The organism is Shewanella sp. 10N.286.51.B2 (assembly GCF_041469265.1).
Taxonomy (GTDB): domain Bacteria; phylum Pseudomonadota; class Gammaproteobacteria; order Enterobacterales; family Shewanellaceae; genus Shewanella.
In genome coordinates, this window is record NZ_JBFRKH010000009.1 from 105792 (window position 1) to 128723 (window position 22932).

General features: G+C 42.3%; 18 protein-coding genes. 16 read left to right on the top strand and 2 right to left on the bottom strand.

Translation table 11 applies throughout. The features are described 5' to 3' along the window. Positions 1–183 precede the first annotated feature (183 nt). The 11 genes from AB4140_RS02270 to bfr (AB4140_RS02320) all read left to right on the top strand — a co-directional run bounded on the left by AB4140_RS02270 (position 184) and on the right by bfr (AB4140_RS02320) (position 11301). On the top strand, positions 184–2259 hold the full coding sequence (locus AB4140_RS02270) for a TonB-dependent receptor (RefSeq protein ID WP_371999635.1): 2076 nt from the start codon (positions 184–186) through the stop codon (positions 2257–2259). A gap of 427 nt (positions 2260–2686) precedes the next feature. Then, the gene (locus tag AB4140_RS02275) at positions 2687–4021 is read left to right on the top strand and encodes a Na(+)-translocating NADH-quinone reductase subunit A (protein ID WP_102437983.1); all 1335 of its coding nucleotides are present in this window, start codon (positions 2687–2689) and stop codon (positions 4019–4021) included. Next, positions 4021–5220: an NADH:ubiquinone reductase (Na(+)-transporting) subunit B gene (locus AB4140_RS02280; RefSeq protein ID WP_102437961.1), complete on the top strand. Its 1200-nt coding sequence runs from the start codon at positions 4021–4023 to the stop codon at positions 5218–5220. The genes AB4140_RS02275 and AB4140_RS02280 overlap by 1 nt, the downstream gene beginning before the upstream one ends. Beyond that, the gene (locus tag AB4140_RS02285; protein WP_102437960.1) at positions 5210–6004 is read left to right on the top strand and encodes a Na(+)-translocating NADH-quinone reductase subunit C; all 795 of its coding nucleotides are present in this window, start codon (positions 5210–5212) and stop codon (positions 6002–6004) included. The genes AB4140_RS02280 and AB4140_RS02285 overlap by 11 nt, the downstream gene beginning before the upstream one ends. Beyond that, positions 6004–6636: an NADH:ubiquinone reductase (Na(+)-transporting) subunit D gene (locus AB4140_RS02290; protein ID WP_076542777.1), complete on the top strand. Its 633-nt coding sequence runs from the start codon at positions 6004–6006 to the stop codon at positions 6634–6636. The genes AB4140_RS02285 and AB4140_RS02290 overlap by 1 nt, the downstream gene beginning before the upstream one ends. Positions 6637–6641: 5 nt before the next feature. Further along, positions 6642–7250, top strand: coding sequence for an NADH:ubiquinone reductase (Na(+)-transporting) subunit E (nqrE, locus tag AB4140_RS02295; RefSeq protein WP_076542779.1), 609 nt, complete (start codon positions 6642–6644; stop codon positions 7248–7250). 44 nt (positions 7251–7294) lie between these two features. Then, positions 7295–8542, top strand: coding sequence for an NADH:ubiquinone reductase (Na(+)-transporting) subunit F (gene nqrF / locus AB4140_RS02300; protein ID WP_102437959.1), 1248 nt, complete (start codon positions 7295–7297; stop codon positions 8540–8542). A gap of 201 nt (positions 8543–8743) precedes the next feature. Next, positions 8744–9757 carry an FAD:protein FMN transferase gene (locus tag AB4140_RS02305; protein ID WP_371999639.1) on the top strand — a complete coding sequence of 338 codons (1014 nt, stop codon included), beginning with the start codon at positions 8744–8746 and terminating at the stop codon, positions 9755–9757. A 47-nt stretch (positions 9758–9804) separates the two neighbouring features. Continuing rightward, a complete protein-coding gene (nqrM, locus tag AB4140_RS02310; RefSeq protein WP_076542875.1) occupies positions 9805–10026 on the top strand; it encodes a (Na+)-NQR maturation NqrM in 222 nt (73 codons plus the stop codon). Positions 10027–10350: 324 nt separating this feature from the next. After that, a complete protein-coding gene (gene bfr / locus AB4140_RS02315; protein WP_102520116.1) occupies positions 10351–10821 on the top strand; it encodes a bacterioferritin in 471 nt (156 codons plus the stop codon). Positions 10822–10833: 12 nt separating this feature from the next. Next, positions 10834–11301, top strand: a complete 468-nt coding sequence (gene bfr, locus AB4140_RS02320) for a bacterioferritin (protein WP_102437953.1) — start codon at positions 10834–10836, stop codon at positions 11299–11301. A 113-nt stretch (positions 11302–11414) separates the two neighbouring features. Here bfr (AB4140_RS02320) and AB4140_RS02325 read toward each other — a convergent pair whose 3' ends face one another. Then, complete coding sequence (locus AB4140_RS02325) at positions 11415–13325, bottom strand: methyl-accepting chemotaxis protein (protein ID WP_371999642.1); 1911 nt, start codon at positions 13323–13325, stop codon at positions 11415–11417. Positions 13326–13607: 282 nt separating this feature from the next. On the opposite strand from AB4140_RS02325, the gene dinB reads away from it, so the two are divergent. After that, the gene (dinB, locus tag AB4140_RS02330; protein ID WP_102437949.1) at positions 13608–14684 is read left to right on the top strand and encodes a DNA polymerase IV; all 1077 of its coding nucleotides are present in this window, start codon (positions 13608–13610) and stop codon (positions 14682–14684) included. A 93-nt stretch (positions 14685–14777) separates the two neighbouring features. Here the strand turns inward: dinB and AB4140_RS02335 are convergent, their stop codons facing one another. After that, positions 14778–16238, bottom strand: a complete 1461-nt coding sequence (locus AB4140_RS02335) for an aminoacyl-histidine dipeptidase (RefSeq protein ID WP_371999644.1) — start codon at positions 16236–16238, stop codon at positions 14778–14780. A gap of 247 nt (positions 16239–16485) precedes the next feature. Here AB4140_RS02335 and AB4140_RS02340 point away from each other — a divergent pair, with 247 nt between their 5' ends. The 4 genes from AB4140_RS02340 (at position 16486) to AB4140_RS02355 (ending at position 22789) form a co-directional block, all read left to right on the top strand. Continuing rightward, positions 16486–18027, top strand: coding sequence for a leucyl aminopeptidase family protein (locus AB4140_RS02340; protein WP_303445766.1), 1542 nt, complete (start codon positions 16486–16488; stop codon positions 18025–18027). Positions 18028–18857: 830 nt separating this feature from the next. Continuing rightward, positions 18858–20147 (top strand): NCS2 family permease, encoded by a 1290-nt coding sequence (locus AB4140_RS02345; protein WP_076542805.1) that lies wholly within the window; start codon positions 18858–18860, stop codon positions 20145–20147. Between the two features lie 244 nt (positions 20148–20391). Beyond that, entirely contained in the window at positions 20392–21504 is a 1113-nt protein-coding gene (gene proB / locus AB4140_RS02350) for a glutamate 5-kinase (protein ID WP_371999646.1), read from the top strand. Positions 21505–21520: 16 nt separating this feature from the next. Further along, positions 21521–22789 (top strand): glutamate-5-semialdehyde dehydrogenase, encoded by a 1269-nt coding sequence (locus AB4140_RS02355; RefSeq protein ID WP_102477152.1) that lies wholly within the window; start codon positions 21521–21523, stop codon positions 22787–22789. Positions 22790–22932 lie beyond the last annotated feature (143 nt).

Sequence of the window (22932 nt, forward strand, 5' to 3'; positions counted from 1 at the left end):
CCTAGGTTTTAGTTTGACACCAAAGCGGCTTCGGCCGCTTTGTTTTTTTTGTGGTTAATTTTATTAAAATACTGTTTTTATTTGCATGAAAACGTTATTGTTAAAAGTTAGTAATAGGATGTTATTTATAATAATAAAGGCGTAGCGGATTGCGATGCCGATGATGTATTTTGGGAGTTAACCATGTCTAAAGGCCAATTCAGCTTGTCTGTAATTGCTTCTGCTGTGCTGTTTGTGTGTCATTCTTCAAGTTTTGCTGCAAGCTCTGTGACGGCATCCTTGGATGAATCAAATAATACTGTTGTACTCGACCAGCCTCAGACAGCTCCATTTCATTATCGCAGCAGTACAATACCCCTAGCATTGTCAGGAATGACAATCATGCCTGCTGCCATGGGGCAAACCACTGACATCAGTCATCGCGGCGCGGTCAATGGCATTGCGATTTCTCAAGATAGAGTATCCTTTTCACCGTCTCCTTATTCTGCGCCTCATTTAGTGTTACAACCGAATTTAGCCTTACAAACCCAAGTGACTACAGCCAGCATGACTGGAGTGACAAAAGGCGGTAAAGGGGCTTTTGGTAGTGTGGATTACACCACGGCGCAGATCAGCCCAACAAAATTAGATGCTCAGGCTAACATCGAAATTAATGATAATGGTGGTGGCCGCGTGGGCGCCATTGCCAGTGGCTTAAATAAAGAATACGGCATGCTGTTTGCGGTGGATTACCAAAATACCGCCGAAGAAACAGGTTTTGTGACCAACCTTGATAGCGACCACAGCCAAACCGATATCATGTTCAAAATTAATGCTGATAGTCTTGCTGGCGCTAGAAACCCACAAACGACAGAGTTTATGTACCAATACACTAACTCAGAAAATGATCACTCCAATATCGGTTTAACCAGCCAAGATTGGCAGGCTAAACCGGGTAGGGCGTATTCGGCTACCGAAAATGATAACCGTGAAGGCCAGCGCCATAGGTATCAAGTGAGCCATATTGTTAATCTTAGTGATGGCTCGGTGGTGATGTCCGATTTTTATTACCAATCCTATGATGAGCAAATCTCGCAATTAAACTCGTTATCTGGCGTGTTTATTGGTACAACAGAATTATCAGCGATTTCAGCTTTTGATAAAGCCCCGACTACAGGCGGTTTGGCTTTAGGCTCTATGCTTGAAGATAATCAATATTCGGGCTATGGCTTGCAAACGGAAGGTGTAAGTCAATATGGCGCTCATCAAGTGACCTATGGTGCGCTGTTTCATTCAGATAAAGCCAAAATGCGTTTTGGCCAGCAAGATTGGACCTGGAGCCAAGATAGAAGTCTTGCGAGCACCAATATTGATAATGCGCTGCTAGCTTATATCGACGATGTTAACGTACTCATTACCAGCGCTGACGCCAAACTCAACTATGGCGCTTTGTCGATAAACTTAGGCTTGAGCTTTGAAAGTGTCAGTACTACTCGCGAAATTGACGTTGAAGCCTATGGCATAGAGGCGGCTGATTTTTCTGATGATGGCTGGATCCCGGCAATCGAAATTGCCTATACCACAGGTGCTTGGAAAGCGGCTGTTTCAGCTAAGCAAGCTTGGACAGCTGCATCAGCGGGCAATGCATTGCAACAAGCGCAGGAGTCGCTGCAGTATCAATTAGCACTTGGCTATAGCAATGATGCACTAAATGTTGGTTTAAATGCTTACGTACAAGACTTTGATAATCAACATGTGACTTGTATGTGGAGTATGGCGTGTGATTATTCACAGCGTTATGTACAAGACAATTTTAACGATACGTCCGTTAACGGCATCGACTTGTCGGTCGATTACACTGTCGGCTTTGATAGCTTTTCAATCCCTCTTTCTGCTCAATACCAATACAGCCAAGCTGAGTTTGGAGACTCTGGTTTTAACGACTTAATCGGTCTTTATGTAAAAGGCGAACAACTTCCTTGGGTACCTGAGCAACAATTAGCTTTAAATGCGGGCTTAATAATGGGTCAATTTAGTGTCATCGCCCAAGCTTTATATAAATCAGAAATGGGTTATGCCACTGCCATTAATGGCGGTGAACAAATTGATACACAATGGAAGCTAGACTTAGCAGCTAACTATCATATTTCTAATGTGCACGAAGTTTATTTGCGTATAGAAAACTTACTTGACGAGGATTTAGTCAGTCAACAGTCTAATTTAGGCATTACTTCTCAAGGCGAGATGTTGAGTTACCTTGGATATCAGGCCAGATTTTAACTGTCTCACCTCTTCTTCCTCTTGTAGGTGCTTGTTTTAATTCTGCTTTAGTATGGGCTATTTTAGCTCGTACTAAAGCGAATTTTGTTAACAAATCCGTAAATCACTTCTTATATTATTTCTTTTAAAATTAATGTTATAGTGCCTGTGTTACTGAAATATTGCATTCAATGACGTTAAATCAGACTGTTCCACACCCTATTTGAGTGAATTGTTTAAAAATGAACAATCTAAAAATTCAATCACTGGTTTTTTTCGTGGCGATAGCGCACATTTTGGGGTAAAATGCGCGCGACCAGCGTGATTGCGATCGCATTTTCGTGATAAATCTGCGCTAGCTCAACACTGAAGTGTTTGTTAACACTTTGTTTTCTTTTGGGTAGGAACGCGGCGCATTGTCTTTCCTTCAAACGTAGTGCTTGTGGATATGATTACAATAAAGAAAGGATTGGAACTACCTCTAGCAGGTGGCCCTGAGCAAGTTATCCATAATGGCCCAGCCATTAAGAACGTAGCGACTTTGGGTGAAGAGTATATTGGCTTACGTCCAACGATGAAAATCAAGGTTGGCGAAAAAGTCTTGAAAGGTCAGGTGATTTTTGAAGATAAAAAGAACCTTGGCGTTAAATATACTGCTTTAGCTAGTGGTACTGTATTAGAAATTAACCGGGGTGCGAAACGTGTACTTCAGTCAGTGGTTATTGGCGTTGAAGGTGATGATAAAGTCAGCTTTACTCAATATAGTGCTGATGAACTTAACACGTTAGATGCTAACGTTGTCAGAGAAAACTTGATTGAATCAGGTCTTTGGACAGCTTTACGAACTCGCCCTTTCAGTAAAGTACCTGCTGTTGATTCAGTCGCTGCTGGTATTTTCGTCACCGCAATTGATACTCAACCACTTGCTGCAGATCCTGCTGTAGTGATTGCTGAGCATAAAGATGATTTTGCTAACGGCTTGACGCTACTAGCGAAATTAACAGAAGGCAAACTTTTCCTTGCTAAAGCGCCTGGTGCTGATATCCCTTCTGGCAATGCTCAAGTTGAAGAGTTTGCAGGTATACATCCTGCTGGCCTAGTGGGCACTCACATTCATCATCTTCTTCCTGCTTCTGCAACACGTACGGTTTGGCATATTGGCTACCAAGACGTGATTGCTGTTGGTCAATTATTCACTCAAGGTGAACTTAACACTCAACGTGTTATTGCGATTACTGGCCCTGAAGCTAAAAACCCACGTTTAGTTCGTACAGTATTAGGTGCTAGCACTGTTGAATTAACTGCTGGAGAAATTGAAACTGACAATGTTCGAGTTATCTCAGGTTCAGTATTAAGCGGGCGCCAAGCGGCGGGTCCTCATGGCTATTTAGGTCGCTATCATCAACAACTTAGCTTGTTGAAAGAAGGCAATGAAAAAGAATTATTTGGTTGGGCTATGCCTGGTGCTGATAAGTTCTCTATCACTCGCGCATTCTTAGGTCACTTAAACCGTACAGGTCTGTTCAATATGACCACAACTACGGGTGGTTCAGATCGTGCCATGGTGCCAATTGGTAACTATGAACGTGTTGTTCCATTAGATATCTTACCGACAATGTTACTTCGCGATCTTGTTTCTGGTGATTATGACGGTGCTGCTGCACTGGGCGCACTAGAGCTAGATGAAGAAGATTTGGCATTGTGTACCTTCGTATGTCCAGGCAAGTATGACTATGCATCATATCTGCGTGATTGTTTAGATACGATCGAGAGGGAAGGCTAATGAGCTTGAAAGATTTTATCGAGCGTATTGAACCGCAATTTGAAAAAGGCGGCAAGTACGAGAAGTGGTACGCCCTTTATGAAGCGGCTGCTACTGTGTTTTACACTCCAGGTAAAGTAAACAAAGGCACCACGCACGTGCGTGACAGCCTTGATCTAAAACGTATGATGATTACGGTTTGGGCCTGTACTTTCCCGGCAATGTTCTTTGGTATGTACAACGTTGGCTTGCAAGCTCAAGATGCGCTGATGGCTGGCTTTGCAACTCCTGATGTATGGCAAGTCAGCCTATTCAGCCTATTTGGTACTGAATTAACCGCAAGTTCAGGTGTGCCTGCACTGATGTGGTATGGCGCTTGTTGGTTCCTACCTATTTATGCGGTGACTTTTGCCGTTGGTGGTTTCTGGGAAGTCTTATTCGCGTCTGTACGTGGCCATGAAGTTAACGAAGGTTTCTTTGTAACTTCCATTCTATTTGCGCTGACCTTACCAGCAACTATTCCATTATGGATGGTTGCACTGGGTATTACCTTTGGTGTTGTGGTTGCAAAAGAAGTGTTTGGCGGCACAGGTCGTAACTTCTTAAACCCAGCGTTAGCGGGTCGTGCATTCTTATTCTTTGCGTATCCGTTAAGCATGTCAGGTGACACAACATGGGTTGTGGCTGACGGTTTCTCTGGTGCTACGGCATTGAGCCAAGCTGCACAGGGCACGTTTGAATATACTAGCGCTAACTGGTGGGATGCCTTCTTAGGTTTCATTCCAGGTTCCGTGGGTGAAGTCTCTACCTTTGCTATTTTGCTAGGTGGTGCAGTTATCGTTTATACCCGTATCGCCTCATGGCGTATTATTTCAGGTGTGATGTTGGGCATGATTGCAGTTTCTTACCTACTTAACTTTATCGGTAGCGACACTAATGCAATGTTTGCAACACCTTGGTATTGGCATCTTGTTTTAGGTGGATTTGCCTTCGGTATGATGTTTATGGCGACGGACCCAGTTTCTGCGTCTTTCACTAACAATGCTAAATGGGCTTACGGTATCTTAATTGGTGCAATGGCAGTGTTTATTCGCGTCATTAACCCAGCGTTCCCTGAAGGAATGATGTTAGCCATCCTGTTTGCTAACTTATTTGCACCGTTATTTGACCATTTCGTGGTTCAAGCAAATGTGAAGCGGAGGATTGCTCGTGGCCAGTAATAAAGAATCAATCGGCAAAACATTATTTGTTGTAATCGGCCTGTGTTTTATCTGCTCAATGTTGGTATCAACTGCAGCAGTATTACTTAAGCCAATTCAGCAAGAGAATAAATTGCTAGATAAGCAAAAGTACATTCTTGAAGCGGCAGGTTTAGTGGATACTAAAGCTGGCAAAGTTGAGAAAGACGTTATTATTGCAAAGTATGGTAAGTACGTTGAAGCTCGTCTTGTTGATTTAAAAACCGGTGAGTTTGTTGAAGGTGATGCTGATACTTTTGATGTTGAAAAAGCGGCACGTACGCCTGCAACGTCTTTTAAGCCTGAAAATGACATTGCCTCTGTTAAGCGCGTTGCAAATCAAGGTGTTGTTTATCTAGTTAAAGATGACAACAATGAACTACAAACCGTGATTATTCCTGTTAAAGGCTACGGTTTATGGTCAACCATGTTTGCATTCTTAGCGGTTGAAGCGGATATGAATACCATTCGCAGCTTAGTGTATTACGACTTCACTGGTTCTGGTGAAACACCGGGCCTAGGTGGTGAAGTTCAAAACCCTCAGTGGATTGCTAAGTGGGAAGGTAAAAAACTTTATGACGACAATGGCGACTTAGCTATTCAAGTCACTAAGATCCCGACAATTGCATCTTCAGTTCACGGTGTTGATGCCTTATCTGGTGCGACGTTGACCAGTAACGGTGTTCAGTACTCGCTAACGTTTTGGTTAGGTGAAGAAGGTTTTGCACGCTTTATCGAAAAAGCACGCAATGGAGGACTAGGCTAATGGCTGACGTTAAAGAACTTAAACAGGTTCTGACTGGACCTATCATTAATAACAACCCAATTGCTCTGCAAATTCTGGGTGTATGTAGTGCACTGGCTGTTACCGCTAAAATGGAAACGGCTATTGTTATGACATTAGCATTGACTGCGGTGACCGCGTGTTCGAACTTATTTATTTCGTTACTACGTAATCATATTCCAAGCAGCGTTCGTATTATTGTGCAAATGACAATTATTGCTTCATTAGTAATTGTTGTAGACCAAGTATTGCAAGCTTACGCCTATGACGTAGCGAAGCAATTATCAGTATTTGTTGGCTTGATTATCACCAACTGTATTGTAATGGGTCGCGCAGAAGCATACGCAATGAAAACGCCGCCTCTGATGAGCTTTATGGACGGTATTGGTAATGGCTTAGGCTATGGCGCCATCCTATTATCAGTTGGTTTCTTCCGTGAACTACTCGGTAATGGTTCATTGTTCGGCGTTGAAATCCTCAGCAAAATCTCTGACGGTGGTTGGTATCAGCCTAATGGCTTGTTACTTCTTCCTCCAAGTGCGTTCTTCTTGATCGGTATGCTGATCTGGATTATCCGTACTTATAAGCCAGAGCAAGTAGAAGCAAAAGGGTAGGCGCAATGGAACATTATATTAGTCTGTTAATTCGTTCGATTTTCATTGAGAACATGGCGTTAGCCTTCTTCCTCGGTATGTGTACTTTCTTGGCGGTATCAAAGAAAGTCACCACTGCTATGGGTCTAGGTGTTGCGGTAATTGTGGTACTGGCAATTTCAGTGCCTGTTAACCAAATCATCTATCAAGGTTTACTGGCTCCTGGCGCATTAGCTTGGGCCGGTGTACCTGATGCAGATTTGAGCTTCTTGAAGTTCATTACCTTTATTGGTGTTATTGCTGCATTAGTACAGATTCTGGAAATGGCATTAGATAAGTACTTTCCACCTTTGTACAACGCATTAGGTATTTTCTTACCATTGATCACGGTTAACTGTGCAATTTTTGGTGCGGTTTCATTCATGGTTGAGCGTGATTATAACCTTGGCGAGAGCTTGGTATTCGGTATCGGCTCAGGTGTTGGTTGGGCATTAGCAATTGTATTGCTTGCCGGTCTACGTGAGAAAATGAAGTATTCTGATGTGCCTAAAGGGCTACGTGGTTTAGGTATTACCTTCATCACTTCTGGCTTAATGGCGCTAGGTTTCATGTCGTTCTCAGGTGTGTCTCTTTAAGACACCCGTACGACGTATTAATTTGAACCTTAAAGGATAAGTTAATGGATATTCTTAAAGCTACTCCGATAGATGTTTATCTAGGTGTGAGTATGTTTACCGCGATTGTACTGGTTTTAGTATTAGTGATTTTATTTGCTAAATCTAAACTAGTAGCCAGTGGTGATATCACTATCTCAATTAATGATGATAGCGAAAAAGCAATTAAAACCGGTGCTGGTAGCAAGCTGCTCGGCGCACTAGCTAACAATGGTATTTTCGTTTCAAGTGCTTGTGGTGGCGGTGGCTCATGTGGTCAGTGTCGGGTAAACATTAAGTCTGGTGGTGGTGATATTCTGCCTACTGAACTTGATCACATAAGCAAAGGTGAAGCACGTCAAGGTTGTCGTTTAGCCTGTCAGGTTAACGTTAAAACTGACATGGAAATCGAACTTGATGAAGAGATTTTCGGCATCAAAAAATGGGAATGTGAAGTTATCTCTAACGATAACAAAGCGACGTTCATTAAAGAGCTTAAGCTGCAAATCCCTGATGGTGAGTCTGTGCCGTTCCGCGCGGGTGGCTATATTCAAATTGAAGCCCCAGCTCACCACGTTAAATATGCTGACTTTGATGTACCAGCGCAATACCGTGGCGACTGGGAACACTTTGGTTTCTTCAACTTAGAATCTAAGGTTGATGAAGAAACTATTCGTGCATACTCAATGGCTAACTACCCAGAAGAGTTTGGCATCATCATGTTGAACGTGCGTATCGCTACGCCGCCGCCAAGAAACTTAACTTTACCTTGCGGTAAGATGTCATCGTTTATTTGGAGCCTCAAAGAAGGTGACAAAGTAACGATTTCTGGTCCATTTGGTGAGTTCTTTGCTAAAGATACCGATGCTGAAATGGTGTTTGTCGGTGGTGGTGCAGGTATGGCGCCAATGCGTTCACATATCTTTGACCAACTTAAGCGTTTACAGTCTAAACGTAAGATGAGTTTTTGGTATGGTGCTCGTTCTAAGCGTGAAATGTTCTACGTAGAAGATTTCGATGGCTTAGCGGCTGAGAATGAAAACTTTAAGTGGCATGTTGCGTTATCTGATCCGCAAGCGGAAGATAACTGGGATGGCTACACAGGCTTTATTCATAACGTATTGTACGAAAACTACTTACGTGACCATGACGCACCAGAAGATTGTGAGTTCTACATGTGTGGACCTCCAATGATGAATGCTGCGGTAATTGGTATGCTTAAAGACTTAGGCGTTGAAGATGAAAACATCTTACTCGATGACTTTGGTGGTTAGTGACTAACTGCTAACCCTTTGCAAAAGACATTGAACGTCATAAATTGCAGCTAGCTGACACGGTGGTCACCATTGTTAAGCTAGCTGCAATTTTTATTTTAGGGACTTTGTGGTTTAGTCGTTGTTGCTTTAGCCACTGTTGCTTTAGCTAAGAATGATTTAAACATTAACCATATAAAAATTGAGAATTTGAACATTTACATGATAAAAATTTCGATGAAGACGCTGGCAGTATTTTTTGGTTTGTTGATTTTAGTCGGCTGTGGAACTGAAGATAAGATAGTGTCACTGTCAGGCAATACCATGGGGACCACTTATCATATAAAAGTGGTACGTAATGAGCGCCTGCCAACCACTCAACTACTACAAGCTGAAATTGATATCGCTCTTGAGTTAGTTAATGATCAAATGTCCACTTACAGACCGAAGTCAGAACTATCACGTTTTAACCAGCTAGGTGTTAATCAACGCCTGAAAGTTTCAGCGGATACAGCCAAGGTTTTAAATGAAGGCTTACGCCTTTACGACACGACTCAAGGCGCGCTGGATATTACCTTAGGGCCATTAGTTAACCTATGGGGCTTTGGTCCTGATAAGCGCCCAACAGCGATCCCAAGCGCTGAAACGATTGCCGAGATGAAAGCTAAATCGGATATTCATGGTTTTAGTGTCAAAGATTTAACTGTCACCAAGTTAAGCCCTGATCTCTACATTGATTTATCTTCCCTTGCTAAAGGCTATGGTGTCGATAAAATTGCTGCACTACTAAATAAATACCAAGTAGAGGGATACTTAGTGGAAATTGGTGGTGAGATTAGCGTTAAAGGTGTTAAAAATGACGGCAGCCCATGGCGTGTTGCAGTTGAGAAACCTTCGAGCCAAGGGGCGGCTATTCAACAGGTGATAGAGCCTGGTAATATGGCGCTAGCGACATCTGGCGATTACAGAATTTATTATGAAGAAAACGGCGAGCGTTTTTCGCATTTAATTGACCCTAGAAGCGGTTATCCAATAAAGCATAAGTTAGCGTCAGTAACCGTTTTGCACCCTAGTAGTATGACTGCAGACGCTTATGCAACTGCAATGATGGTATTAGGTACGGAAGAGTCTTTAGCGTTAGCTGAGCGTGAGAAACTGCCAGTTATGCTGATTGAAAAAGACGACGATGATTATGACGTATTTTATAGTGAGTCGTTTGCACCTTACATTCGTTAATGGCATTTAAAGATTTATTTGATGACCAATTTAGCTTGGAGAATATGATGAGTACTTTTATCGCAGCATTTGTGGTGTTGTTATTATTTTTTTTATTAATGTCCGTGGGCTATATCGTGAAGCGCAAGGCGGTTGAAGGCAGTTGTGGTGGTTTAGGTGTTTTGGGTATTGAGAAAGCTTGTGATTGTGATGACCCATGCGATAAACGCAAACGCCGCATGGCTGAAGCTGAAAGAGAAGCAAAACTGAATCAAAACCGGATTATCTAGTGCGCCAGCATTAACTTTAAGCCCACTTTCAAGTGGGCTTTTTTACGACTGTTACAAAATTTACAAAACTAATTACAGCTAACATTTACCCTTACTAGTGTGATTATTGTCACTATTAAAAACCAGCAAAATTAGCTAGAGATGTGATTCTATTAAGAAATATTCAAACGTGAAAATGCTGAAGCGAGATAAGAACCTAAGTTATAATGATAATAGTTATCAATGACTAAGCTTATGATAATAAAGGGGAATTGTTTTTTGAAGTCACATGTACTATGCTGGTCGAAATTGATCCAGATCAATCTAGCATTTAAGGACTAAATCATGAAAGGCCATCCAAAAGTAATTAGTCAGCTTAATCGTGTACTGACATGTGAGCTCACTGCCATTAATCAATATTTTCTTCACGCGCGTATGTTCAAGCATTGGGGACTCGAAAACCTCAATGAGAAAGAATATAAAAAATCTATTCAAGATATGAAACATGCAGACAAGTTAATTGAGCGGGTATTGTTTTTGGAAGGTTTACCTAACCTTCAACAATTAGACAAGTTACGCATTGGTGAGCATTGCGAAGAAATGTTTGATTGTGATCAGCAAGCGGTAGTCGAGCAGTTGGTCGTTTTACGAGAGGCGATTAAGCTTTGTGAAACAGAGCGCGATTACGTTACTCGTGATTTATTAGAAGATTTACTTGAAGATGAAGAAGAGCATCTAGACTGGATTGAAACCCAAAAAGAGCTGATTAACCAAACCGGTATTCAGAACTATCTTCAATCACAAATTAAAGATTAATAGGACATTATCATGAAAGGTAATCCAGAAGTTATTGCAGCTTTAAATGCATTATTAACCGGTGAGTTGTCAGCGATGGATCAATACTTTGTACATGCACACATGTACGAAGATTGGGGATTTGATGAGCTTTATACGCGCATCTTACATGAGTCAGATGACGAAAAAGCCCATGCTGCTAAGTTAGTTCAGCGCATTCTTTTCTTGGAAGGCACGCCAGATGTTGCAAGTCGTGAAGCATTAAACATCGGTAAAGACGTAGAAGAGATGCTTAAAAATGACTTGAGCTACGAATATCAAGTTGCTGATCATTTACGTGAAGTCATCGCTTTATGCGAAGTAAAAGGCGACTTCCAAACCCGTGAAATCTTAGAAGTACTACTTGATGATACTGAATCTGATCACATGTATTGGTTAGAAAAACAAATTCGATTAATTGATCGCGTTGGTTTACAAAATTATCTGCAAACCAAAATGTAATCATTGAGTTTGCTTCAAAACAAAATGTAATCATTGAGTTTGCTACAAAACAAAAGCCTAACTGAGTTAGGCTTTTTTTATGGGATTTTTAAGCGTTATATGTATTGGTAACGCTATAGTTTGAACTGATTAATCATATTGGTTAGCTCCACATTGATTGTGGCAATATTATCCGTTTCATTTCGCTGCATAATGCCTTCATCATTTAAGGTTTCAACCATATCGTGAATTTGGTGCATGCTTCGATTAATTTCCTGAATAACAATATTTTGCTCATTTGCTGAAGTGGATATCTGGCTATTGAGGGCATTGATTTGAGCAACAATAGTACTCATGGTTTGTAAATTATCAGAAGTATTACTGACCTCAGTAACCGTGTCTGAGCAGGCTCGTTCAGTACTGCCAATGGCCGACACCACCGCAGTGGCTTCAGCTTTTAATTTTGCCAGCGCGATTTCAATTTCACTGGTACTTGTTTGGGTGCGACTGGCAAGGGCGCGCACTTCATCTGCAACCACAGCAAAACCACGCCCTTGCTCTCCGGCCCTTGCAGCTTCAATCGAGGCATTAAGCGCTAACAGGTTGGTTTGCTCTGCAATACTCCCAATCACATCAACAATGCTTTGAATACTGCTGGTTTCATTATTCATGTGCTCGACATTACCAGCAGTTTGATGGATTTCAGCAGCTAAACCTTGGATACCCACTTGGGTTAAGTTAATGGTCTTCAGTGATTGCTCGCCAGTAATATTAGCCTCATTAGTATGCTTGGCTGCGGTTTCGGTATTCTCAACCACAGTGACAGCGGTATTTGATAGCTCTTCAATGGCGGTCACAATTTGGGTTGTTTCATTGGTATGGGCTGTCAAAATTTGTTCGCTGTTTTGGCTATAGTGCTGCAGCTTATCAATACCGGTAGATAATTTAATTGTCGATTTATTGATGGCTAACAACATCGTTTGTAGTTGTGAAATAAAGGCGTTAATTCCGAGGGAAATTTTTCCGATATCGTCATCATTTTTGACTTCCAAACGACGGGTTAAATCACCATTACCTTGAGATAAGCCAGTGACTAAGTCACGTAGTTCATTAATCGGTTGATAGAGCTTATTCAGTAGTATTAATAACGCCACAACAGATAAGCCAAGTACCAATAATATGATGCCGCTGAGTTTTAATGTGGCATTAACAAGCGGTGCGAAAGCTGTTGCTTCATCGAGGGTGACAATCACATACCATTGGTTGTTATCAATTAAAGGGATTTTTTGACTAGCAATAATCGTGCTAACGTCATTTATATCACTGAGCGCCCATGAGCTATCCTGACCGAGAATACTTTGATAGATCTCGCTTAGTTGGCTATTGCTGCTGATATTGTCTTTTTGATTAGTTAAGGCTGAATTAGAGGCTAACACTAAGCCATTTTTATCAATAATAAAGCCAGTGGCACCTTCAATATCTGCTAATGCTTGTAGTTGCAGTTGCAAGTAGTCAAAACGTAAATCCGCCATGATGATCCCGCCATCAATTGGGTGCATAACCCCGACCATAGGTATACCGTCTGTACGGGTAAAAAACACTTCGCTGAGGGACAAGGTATTTTTTTGTTTGCCGTTTTGGTACCAAGGACGAGTGCGGGGATCATATTTATCGACTACACCGACGCCGTCAGGAAAAGACTCTGAAGCAATAGAGGCAAAGGATTGGCCATCATCAAACCCCATAATGACTTTAGAGACGCCACCTAATTTCGCTGTGTATTGAGTCATGGCGACATGGCCGGCATCCACATTGTTATGACGGTATAGACTCGCGAGTTCAGTTACCGCGGAAGTGGTGCGATTAAATGAGCTTTCTATTTCACTGACTTTGGTTTTTATTTGGTGGTGGATGTCGGTTGTCAGCTTGTCTGTTATTTGTTGTTTTAATAATTGGTGAGTGACCAGCCCGCTAATGATCAAGGCGAAAGCTAATAGAATTGTTAACGCAAATAGTAAACTCGCTTTAAAGCCAAACTTGTTCATAACTCACCTAATTGTATTATTATTTTTGTTTGATTGTACCTGCTTATAAATCAAAATATACCCTAAGCTCATAAAAAAGTTAGTGATTTGCATCATGTAATGTTGATTTTGTTTTTGTGTTGTCTGATGTTTAGTGTTCTTACTGTTATTTATTTGTATTGCAAATTAGCGCTATTTTGTAATTTGAAGCTTTCAACGCGACTGGTGATAAAGGTTTAATTTGAACACTGTTTTTATATACAGTATCATGATGTCATTCAGTGACTTCTTTATGAAAACGCCATGCGTAAAATTATCCACATTGATATGGATTGCTATTATGCCGCAGTTGAAATGCGTGATTTTCCACAATTGCGTGGTAAACCTATTGCTGTAGGTGGGCGCAGCGATCGCCGTGGTGTTATCAGTACCTGTAGTTATGAGGCGCGTAAATATGGCGTTCGTTCTGCTATGTCGAGTTATCAGGCATTAAAACTCTGCCCAGATTTGATATTGGTGCCAGGCAGGATGGAGGTTTACAAAGCGGTTTCGCTGCAAATCCGTGAAATATTCCATCGTTATACAGAATTAGTTGAGCCGTTATCATTGGACGAGGCGTATCTTGATGTTACTGATTGTGATGCATGTAAAGGTAGCGCCACCTTAATTGCTGAGCAGATCAGAGCTGAAATCTTTACGGTAACCGGGCTTACTGCTTCCGCGGGAGTCGCACCGATTAAGTTTTTAGCTAAAATAGCTTCTGACTTAAATAAGCCTAATGGTCAATATGTGATCACGCCTGCTGAGATCCCTTCGTTTATAAAATCATTATCCTTAAGTAAAATCCCTGGGGTGGGAAAAGTAACCTCGGCTAAGCTTGCAGCGCTCGGGCTTGAAACCTGTGAAGACGTGCAGCGCTACCCGAGTGACAAGCTCATCAGCGGTTTTGGTAAATTTGGCCGCGTGTTAATTGAGCGCACTCAAGGTATCGATACACGTCAAATAAGCCCAAATCGTATCAGAAAGTCGGTTGGGGTTGAGACCACCCTAGCCCAAGATATTTTTACTATAGAGCAATGCAGCAATGTCATGCCGCAGTTAATTCAAGAGCTTATTAGCCGGGTGCATCGCAGTGCTAAAGACCGGCAAATTCATAAACAGGTAGTAAAACTTAAATTTAACGATTTCAAGCAAACTACCATTGAGCATCGCAGTGATGAAATGTCGCTTAACTTATTCCAGACATTGTTAACTCAAGCACTAGAGCGGGCCAATGGCCGAGGTATAAGATTAATCGGTGTCAGTGTTGGTTTAGCTGATAATAGCCAGCCAGAAGTGGTTACAGATGATAATAGCGAGCAATTAGATTTGCAGTTCTAGTGATTATCGCTAGAAACAAAAAGGCTGCCTTTTCTTATATCAAGAATAGAGCAGCCTTTTTATTAAGCGCGTAATTTAATAGAGAGTTAAAGCTCAGCCTTTTGCTGGAATACGCTCTAGTACCGCAAGCAGTAGTTCCCAATATTGGCCAACAGTGGTGATGTTCACCATTTCGTCTGGGCTATGTGGGAAACGAATGGTTGGGCCAATAGAGACCATATCCATGGTTGGGTATGGTTCTTTAAATAGTCCACATTCAAGACCGGCATGGATAACCATAATCGTCGGGTCTTTCTTATAAATATCATTATACGTTTCACGGACAATGGCCATCACTGGTGAGCTATTATCAGGCTTCCAACCAGGGTAAGCGCCTGATAGATCAATGCTAGCACCTGAAAGGTTTGCTAATGCCGTTAATTGCGATTCAATTTGCACTCGGCCTGAGTCAATCAATGAGCGGATAAGACATAGCACTTCAACAGATTCGTTGTCAGTGTTAATCACTCCGACGTTAAGCGATGTTTCAGTCACACCTTCAACTTCATCGCTCATACGCATTACGCCGTTAGGGCAGGCGTGCAGTAAATCGATTAAGGTATTTTGCGCATCTTCACTCATGACTTTTGCTGGAGCGTCAATGGCTGCAAGTGTTAGCAACATGTCAGGGTCAGCAATTGCCAGCTCTTCACGAACAATCGCTTGATATTGAGCAATGGCTTGCTCAAGCTTGGCTTTATTTTCGCTTGGCAGCATAAAGTTGATGCTAGCTTCACGGGGGATAGCATTACGTAAAGAGCCGCCAGTGAAGTTAACTAATTCAATTTGTAAATCATCACCATAACTAAATAAGAAACGGGCTAATAATTTATTGGCATTGCCGCGACCTAAATGAATGTTGACGCCTGAATGGCCGCCCTTTAAACCTGAAAGGGTTAAGCTAAAGCTGGCATTGCTTTGCTCAGGTGCTTGCCATGACATAGGAACGCTTAGCTGTGCATCAACACCGCCAGCGCAACCCATGTAGATTTCGCCTTCTTGCTCTGAGTCAGTATTAATTAAAATATCAGCATCAAGGTAACCTGCTTCAAGGCCGAAAGCGCCAGTCATGCCCGCTTCTTCATCAATGGTAAGCAGCACTTCTAATGGACCATGTTTAATGTCGTCAGCGCCAAGAATTGCTAACGCTGAAGCCATACCAATACCGTTATCAGCACCTAAGGTGGTGCCCTTGGCTTTTAGCCATTCGCCATCTACATAGGCTTCAATAGGATCTTTTTCAAAATCATGCACTTTATCGGCATTTTTTTGTGGAACCATATCAATGTGGGCTTGTAATACCACAGTCTTGCGTTCTTCCATTCCAGCATACGCTGGCTTTTTAATGATCAAGTTACCGACTTTATCTTCGACGACAGGCAAACCTTTCGATTTAGCCCATTGCTGGATATGTTCACTAAGTGCTTGTTCAAACTTGGATGGATGCGGAATCGCACAAATTTGTTCAAACCATTGCCATAATGGCTGGGGATATAATTGATTAATGGCGGTCACGAAGACTCCCTAAATGCTATGAATGTGGGAATAGATGCGCTGAAGTTTACCATATTGTCGTTACTAAGTAGTGACCTAGAGCAAGTAGAGAGGCTGGATTAAATTAATTTTTGTAAATATATTTTAACTCTATCGTAAAGCTAAGCTTATATACTTTAACCACCATTGGTCGTTATGATTTGTGATTCAGCACCTGAAATTACTGATTAGCAAGCAATAATAACAATCTATTTAAAAAGGATGCCCCATGTTTCAAGTCAATATCGTTGATGTAGCAAATGATCAAGCCATTTTTGAAGGCCATGGCTGGGACGCCGTAGTGGTAGTCGCCACCGATTTAGCCGCCATTGCCCAAGATGAAATAAAAATACTCGCCAAGCATGCGAAACAAATCGATCAGCGCATTGGTCAGTCGGCAACATTGTTACTGGCGCCCGGACTTGCGGGTGGCAGACTGATTGTCGCCCCAGTTGTTAATGCCACTAATGAATACAGTGATGTGAGTGTGTTTGCCAAAGCAGCTAGAGAAGGCATTGTTATTGCTAAGGCTGCGGGAGCAAAACAACCGCTGTTGGTGGTAGAAACCAGCCAAGATAAGCGCTATCAATTTGCTAAACAGGTTGCTGCACTTGCCTGTGGTCAGGAACTATGGCAATCACTGGAGCTGCGAGAAGCCACAGCAATTACCCCAGCATTTAGCGCCATTGGTTTGCTTGGCAGCGACAATTGCAGTGGCCTGCTCAATGCTGTCGAAGCCGGTAAGATTTTGGCAAGGGATCTATGCGGCACTGAGCCAGAAAGAATGGCGGCGCCAGCATTTGCTGATTATTGCGTTGAGGCGCTAAAAGACAGTGGTTTAGCAATCAGAGTCATTGAAGAACGTGAAGAGTTAGAGCGCGATTACCCGCTGCTTTGCGCAGTAGGGAGAGCCTCATTTAATGTGCCTCGGCATCAACCTCGCGTGGTTAAACTGGAATATGTGGCAGAGGGCGCCATTGATCGCACCTACTTGTTTGCTGGTAAAGGAGTTATTTACGATACTGGCGGCGCAGATATTAAAGTCGCCGGTGGCATGGCGGGTATGAGCCGAGATAAAGGCGGCGCTGCAGCGGTGGCAGGCTTAATGAAAACCTTATCTATCTTAAAGCCCAAAGGCATTAGAGTGATAGCAGAGTTAGGTTTGGTGCGAAACAGTATTGGCAGCGATGCCTTTGTTCCTGATGAAATCATTACCAGCCATGGCGGTGTTAGAGTGCGTATTGGTAATACTGATGCCGAAGGGCGCTTAGTGCTGGCAGACTTATTATCTCACTTAAGACTTCAGGCAATGACAGCAATTAAGCCGCAAGTATTTTCTGTGGCAACCTTAACCGGCCATGTGGTGCGCTGTTATGGCGGCTATACCGCACTAGTCGAGAACAAAGTGGCACAACAAGCTGGTATGGGTCACACCCTAGCTGGCATTGCTGAGCAATGGGGCGAACCATTTGAGTTATCTAGCTTGCGTCATGATGATTTTGCCAAGGTACATAATATCTCTGGCCAAGGGGAGTTATTGTCATCTAATAACGGCCCTTCTGCCATTACTGCCAGAGGCCATCAATATCCCGCAGCATTTTTAATTAATGCTTCAGGCTTGGGCCAACATGGCACAGGCTCTGCCATGCCATTGCCTTTTGCGCATCTTGATATTGCCGGTAGTGCCACAGAAGGCCATAGTTTGTATGGGAAACCCACAGCCTCGCCTTTGGTAACTTTATTACAAAGCGTTTTGGGCGGCAATGTGTAGTTTGTTTTTTGCTCAACCACTATATATTGTGCTATTTAGTGGTTGATTGTTTACTAATGAGAACTCTAAATTCTTAATTTGTCATACAAGTGTGCTTTTATTTCATTTTTTGATTGAAATATAAAATAATTAAATAAATACTTGTAATAAAATTACACTTTGGTATTATTCCTCTCGTTGGACAGCGACGGTGCTTTCCAATTCTAGTTAATCCAGGATGGATATAGTCTCCAAGGAATCGAGTGATGAGTTGTCTCAATGGATTGAGAAAAGTTTGTTCCAAGGAACCGAGCCAAGCAAGACTAGGTTTTCGCAACTTTATTTGGAGTATGATTATGTCTTCTACAGACAGCTATACTATTTATGGACAAGGCACTTGGTTAAATCCAGCTGTTCTGTCTTTTGGCATTTATGCCATGACGTTTAAGGGCTAACCCTCCTTATTCATTGATTTACCGTATCAACCCTTTTTTCTGTCGCCTTTGGGCGGTTTTAGACAACAAGTAAATTGGTTCTCTATTGCCAATTTACTTTTTAAGTTTTATCACTTAATTGTGATGCAGTTTTCCTCTCCCCATACGGAAAACTTTTAACTTGTCTGCCTACTCTTTTGAGTAGGCATTTTTTTTGCCTGAAATTTATCAACCACTGGCTTTTCATTGAGTTAAATTGTCTTTCATACGAATATAAGTGTTTAGTTATCTAACATGGCTATAAACCTTATAAGTACCTATAATCCGAACGAATTAATTCACCTCTGATTTTGACTGTAATTAGCCAGTAGCGGCTATAGCAGCCAATTACACCCCCTTTTCAAGGAACAAGGCTTCATGTTAGAGAAACTGTTTAAACTCAAAGATAATCAAACGAATTTAAAACAAGAAGTTGTCGCGGGTCTCACTACCTTTCTCACCATGGCTTACATTATTTTTGTTAACCCTATGATGTTAGCTGATGCCGGCATGGATCATGGTGCAGTGTTTGTGGCCACTTGTTTAGCCGCGGCAGTGGGCTGTTTAGTGATGGGCTTAGTGGCCAATTACCCCATCGCATTAGCGCCGGGTATGGGGCTTAATGCTTTCTTCACTTATACCGTTGTCGGCGAAATGGGCTATAGCTGGGAAACTGCACTTGGCGCAGTATTTATGTCTGGTATTTGTTTCTTAATTTTATCTTTGGTGAAAATTAGAGAATGGATAGTTAACAGTATTCCAATGAGTCTGCGATTAGGTATTGCCGCGGGTATCGGTTTGTTCTTGGCCTTTATTGGCCTTAAAAGCGCCGGTATTGTGGTGGCAAGTCCGGCAACATTAGTCACTATGGGGGATATCACTTCATTCTCAGCTGTGATGGCTGCGGTGGGGTTTTTCTTGATCATTGCTATGGTACAGCGTGGCTACAAAGCGGCGGTGATATTAAGTATTTTCATTGTCACAGCCATTGCATTGTTAGCTGGTGAAGTGAGTTATAACGGCGTTATGTCGATGCCACCATCGATAGCACCGACATTCATGAAAATGGATTTATCCGCAGTGCTTGAAATCAGTATGATTTCAGTGATATTTGCCTTCTTGTTTGTGGATTTATTTGATACCTCAGGCACCTTGGTTGCAGTCGCGCAGCGTGGCGGATTTTTAGATGAACAAGGGCGTTTACCAAGAGTGAAACGCGCCTTAAGTGCAGACAGCTTAGCCACCATCGCAGGGGCGACGTTAGGAACATCAACGACCACTAGTTATATTGAAAGCACGGCAGGCGTTAGCGCCGGTGGCCGTACTGGCTTAACCGCTGTTGTCGTCGGTTTGTTGTTTATTGCTGCATTATTTTTTGCCCCACTTGCCGGCATGGTACCCGCTTATGCTACCAGTGGCGCCTTGTTTTATGTGGCGATTTTGATGATGTCTGGCTTAGTCAATGTTGAGTGGGAAGACTTAACAGAAGCGGCGCCTGTGGTCATTGTGTGTTTATTGATGCCATTAACCTTTTCAATTGCTAATGCCATAGGGTTTGGTTTTATCTCTTATGCGGTGATTAAACTACTTACTGGCCGTTTTAAAGAGTTAAATCTTGGTATCTTGTTTATTGCGGCACTATTTTTAGCTAAGTTTATTTGGGGTTAACCTTGGCTTTGCTCGCCATAACACCTGCTGGGTAAGCTCATGTGTGGGTTATCAAGCTGTAATTAAGCAGCAATGATAAATTAGTGATTTTTGTTAAGGGTTATGCAATGCATAGCCCTTTTTTATGCTGTATAACAAATAAATATAGTATTTGTTTACTCAATTATGGGCTTTACTATGAATTATTCGCTGAATTAGGTATAAAAATATTTCAGTCAATATTTTTGAGTTTGAAAAGGCAGTCATGACTTACAAGCGGGTCGTCGTAAAATTAGGTACCAGTGTCTTAACTTCGGGCAGTAACAAGCTCGATAAAGCACATATGGTGGAACTGGCCAGACAAATGTCTGTGCTTGTGCGTTCAGGTATTGAAGTCGTGCTATGCACATCAGGGGCAATAGCTGCAGGCCGTGAACATCTGCAATACCCCGCATTACCCGATACTATGCCCAATAAACAATTATTAGCCGCAGTAGGTCAAAGCCAACTTATTTTGGCCTGGTCAGAATTGTTCAGTATTTATGGTTTGCACGTGGGCCAGTTATTGTTAACCCGCGCCGACTTACATGATCGTGAACGCTATCTAAATGCTCGAGATACACTCAATGCATTGTTAGATAATAATATTATTCCGATTATTAATGAAAATGATGCCGTTGCCACCAATGAAATTAAAGTGGGCGACAATGACAATTTATCAGCTAGGGCCGCATTATTATGTGATGCTGACTTATTAGTGTTATTGACTGATCAAATCGGCTTATTTGATGCCGATCCACGCAATAACCCCGATGCCAAGTTAATTACTTCAGTGGTCAATATTGATGATAACTTACGCTTGTTAGCGGGTGGCGCAGTTTCAGGTTTAGGCACTGGCGGCATGGCGACTAAGTTAGAAGCGGCCGATGTGGCTAGGCGAGCAGGTGTTGAAGTGGTCATTGCTTCAGGTCATTTGCCTAATGTGATTTCACAAGTAGTCAGTAAAGAATCGGTCGGCACTCATTTTAGTGTCACTAAAAATCCCCTTGAAAGCCGAAAACAATGGATTTTAGCTGGCCCTGCAACAGAAGGGCGGCTGATATTAGATGATGGCGCCTGTAAAGCGGTCGTTGAAAATGGTCGCAGCTTATTGCCTAAAGGGATTGTCAGCGTAGAAGGGCAATTTGAACGTGGCGCAACTGTGTTGATTGCCGATAAATCAGGTCACGTGCTTGCTAAAGGCATGAGCCGTTATTGTGCTAAAGCATTAACGATAATTGCAGGAAAGCACTCCAACGAGATTGAAACATTACTTGGCTATGATTACGGCGTAGCAGCAATACATCGTAATGACATGGTGGTACTAGATAGTGAATAAATTAAAGGACGAAAACATGTCACAGCAGCAATATTTAACCACGCTAGGTAAGCAAGCAAAAGCAGCAAGCTTTGCCCTTGCTAATTTATCGAGCCAAAACAAAAACGCTTTGCTTCGTTGTATTAGCGAGCAACTAACGCTAAATACCGAAGCGATTTTAGCGGCGAACGACCAAGACGTGCAGGCAGCAAGAGCCAATGGTTTAACCGATGCGATGATCGATAGATTATTGCTAGATAGCGAGCGATTAGCTGGCATTATTGCTGATATTGAAAATGTGATTAATCTTGCCGATCCTGTGGGCAGTGAATCAGCTAGCCAGTTATTAGATAACGGTTTACGTTTAACTCAACGCAAAGTGCCACTGGGAGTTGTTGGGGTGATTTACGAAGCACGCCCTAACGTCACTGTTGATATTGCCGTACTAGCACTAAAAACCGGTAATGCAGTGATCCTTCGTGGCGGTAAAGAAACCTTAACCTCAAATAAAGTTTTAAGTGAGGTGATCCGCACAGCGCTGACATTACAAGGTTTACCTGAAGATGCTGTGCAGCTGATTAACTCTACCGATCGCGACTTAGTGACTGGCTTACTGCGCCTTGACCAATATGTGGATATGATTATTCCTCGCGGCGGCCAAACCTTACAACGCCTTTGCGCTGAAAAAGCCACTATTCCGGTGATTTTAGGCGGCATTGGTATTTGTCATTTATACCTTGATAAATCAGCGGATTTATCTCGCAGTGCTGAGGTGATCATTAATGCAAAAGTGCAGCGTCCAACAGTGTGTAATGCCTTAGATACCTTACTGGTTCACGAAGCTGTTGCGGCTGAGTTTTTAGCAGATTTGTTTACGCAGATGTCGGCATTAGGCGTGAGTTTTTATACTTGTGAAAAAACGCAGCAGTTATTTGCAGCAAGTCAGTTTGATATTCATCCTGCAACGGATGAAACCTTCAGTACTGAGTGGTTGTCATTAACACTTGGGGTTAAGATTGTGACTGATATTGACCAAGCGATTACCCATATTCGTCAACACTCTAGCGGTCACTCTGAAGCGATTTTATCTGACGATATTAATGCGACCTGCCACTTTATGAATCAAGTAGACTCAGCAGCGGTATATGTCAATGCCAGCACCCGTTTTACGGATGGCTCGCAATTTGGTTTAGGGGCTGAAGTGGCGGTCAGTACCCAAAAGCTACATGCTCGCGGACCAATGGCTCTTGATGCACTAACGACTTATAAGTGGTTGGCAACTGGTGATTATACTTCTCGCAGCTAAAATAAACTAACCCAAGCCAGATTTGAAGCTGACGATGCTGTGAGTGACAAACTGACTTGATTTGCGCTTAAAACTTAAAAAGCACCTCGGTGCTTTTTTTGTTTTTTTGAGCACTGAAATAGCAGCAGCTTTGAAATGTGCCG

Coding starts and splice junctions, on each gene's coding strand:
- nqrF (WP_102437959.1), top strand. CDS start 7,295: ATGGATATTCTTAAAGCTACTCCGATAGATGTTTATCTAGGTGTGAGT.
- bfr (WP_102520116.1), top strand. CDS start 10,351: ATGAAAGGCCATCCAAAAGTAATTAGTCAGCTTAATCGTGTACTGACA.
- AB4140_RS02275 (WP_102437983.1), top strand. CDS start 2,687: ATGATTACAATAAAGAAAGGATTGGAACTACCTCTAGCAGGTGGCCCT.
- bfr (WP_102437953.1), top strand. CDS start 10,834: ATGAAAGGTAATCCAGAAGTTATTGCAGCTTTAAATGCATTATTAACC.
- AB4140_RS02280 (WP_102437961.1), top strand. CDS start 4,021: ATGAGCTTGAAAGATTTTATCGAGCGTATTGAACCGCAATTTGAAAAA.
- AB4140_RS02305 (WP_371999639.1), top strand. CDS start 8,744: ATGATAAAAATTTCGATGAAGACGCTGGCAGTATTTTTTGGTTTGTTG.
- AB4140_RS02345 (WP_076542805.1), top strand. CDS start 18,858: ATGTTAGAGAAACTGTTTAAACTCAAAGATAATCAAACGAATTTAAAA.
- AB4140_RS02290 (WP_076542777.1), top strand. CDS start 6,004: ATGGCTGACGTTAAAGAACTTAAACAGGTTCTGACTGGACCTATCATT.
- AB4140_RS02355 (WP_102477152.1), top strand. CDS start 21,521: ATGTCACAGCAGCAATATTTAACCACGCTAGGTAAGCAAGCAAAAGCA.
- dinB (WP_102437949.1), top strand. CDS start 13,608: ATGCGTAAAATTATCCACATTGATATGGATTGCTATTATGCCGCAGTT.
- nqrE (WP_076542779.1), top strand. CDS start 6,642: ATGGAACATTATATTAGTCTGTTAATTCGTTCGATTTTCATTGAGAAC.
- AB4140_RS02340 (WP_303445766.1), top strand. CDS start 16,486: ATGTTTCAAGTCAATATCGTTGATGTAGCAAATGATCAAGCCATTTTT.
- proB (WP_371999646.1), top strand. CDS start 20,392: ATGACTTACAAGCGGGTCGTCGTAAAATTAGGTACCAGTGTCTTAACT.
- AB4140_RS02325 (WP_371999642.1), bottom strand. CDS start 13,325: ATGAACAAGTTTGGCTTTAAAGCGAGTTTACTATTTGCGTTAACAATT.
- AB4140_RS02270 (WP_371999635.1), top strand. CDS start 184: ATGTCTAAAGGCCAATTCAGCTTGTCTGTAATTGCTTCTGCTGTGCTG.
- nqrM (WP_076542875.1), top strand. CDS start 9,805: ATGAGTACTTTTATCGCAGCATTTGTGGTGTTGTTATTATTTTTTTTA.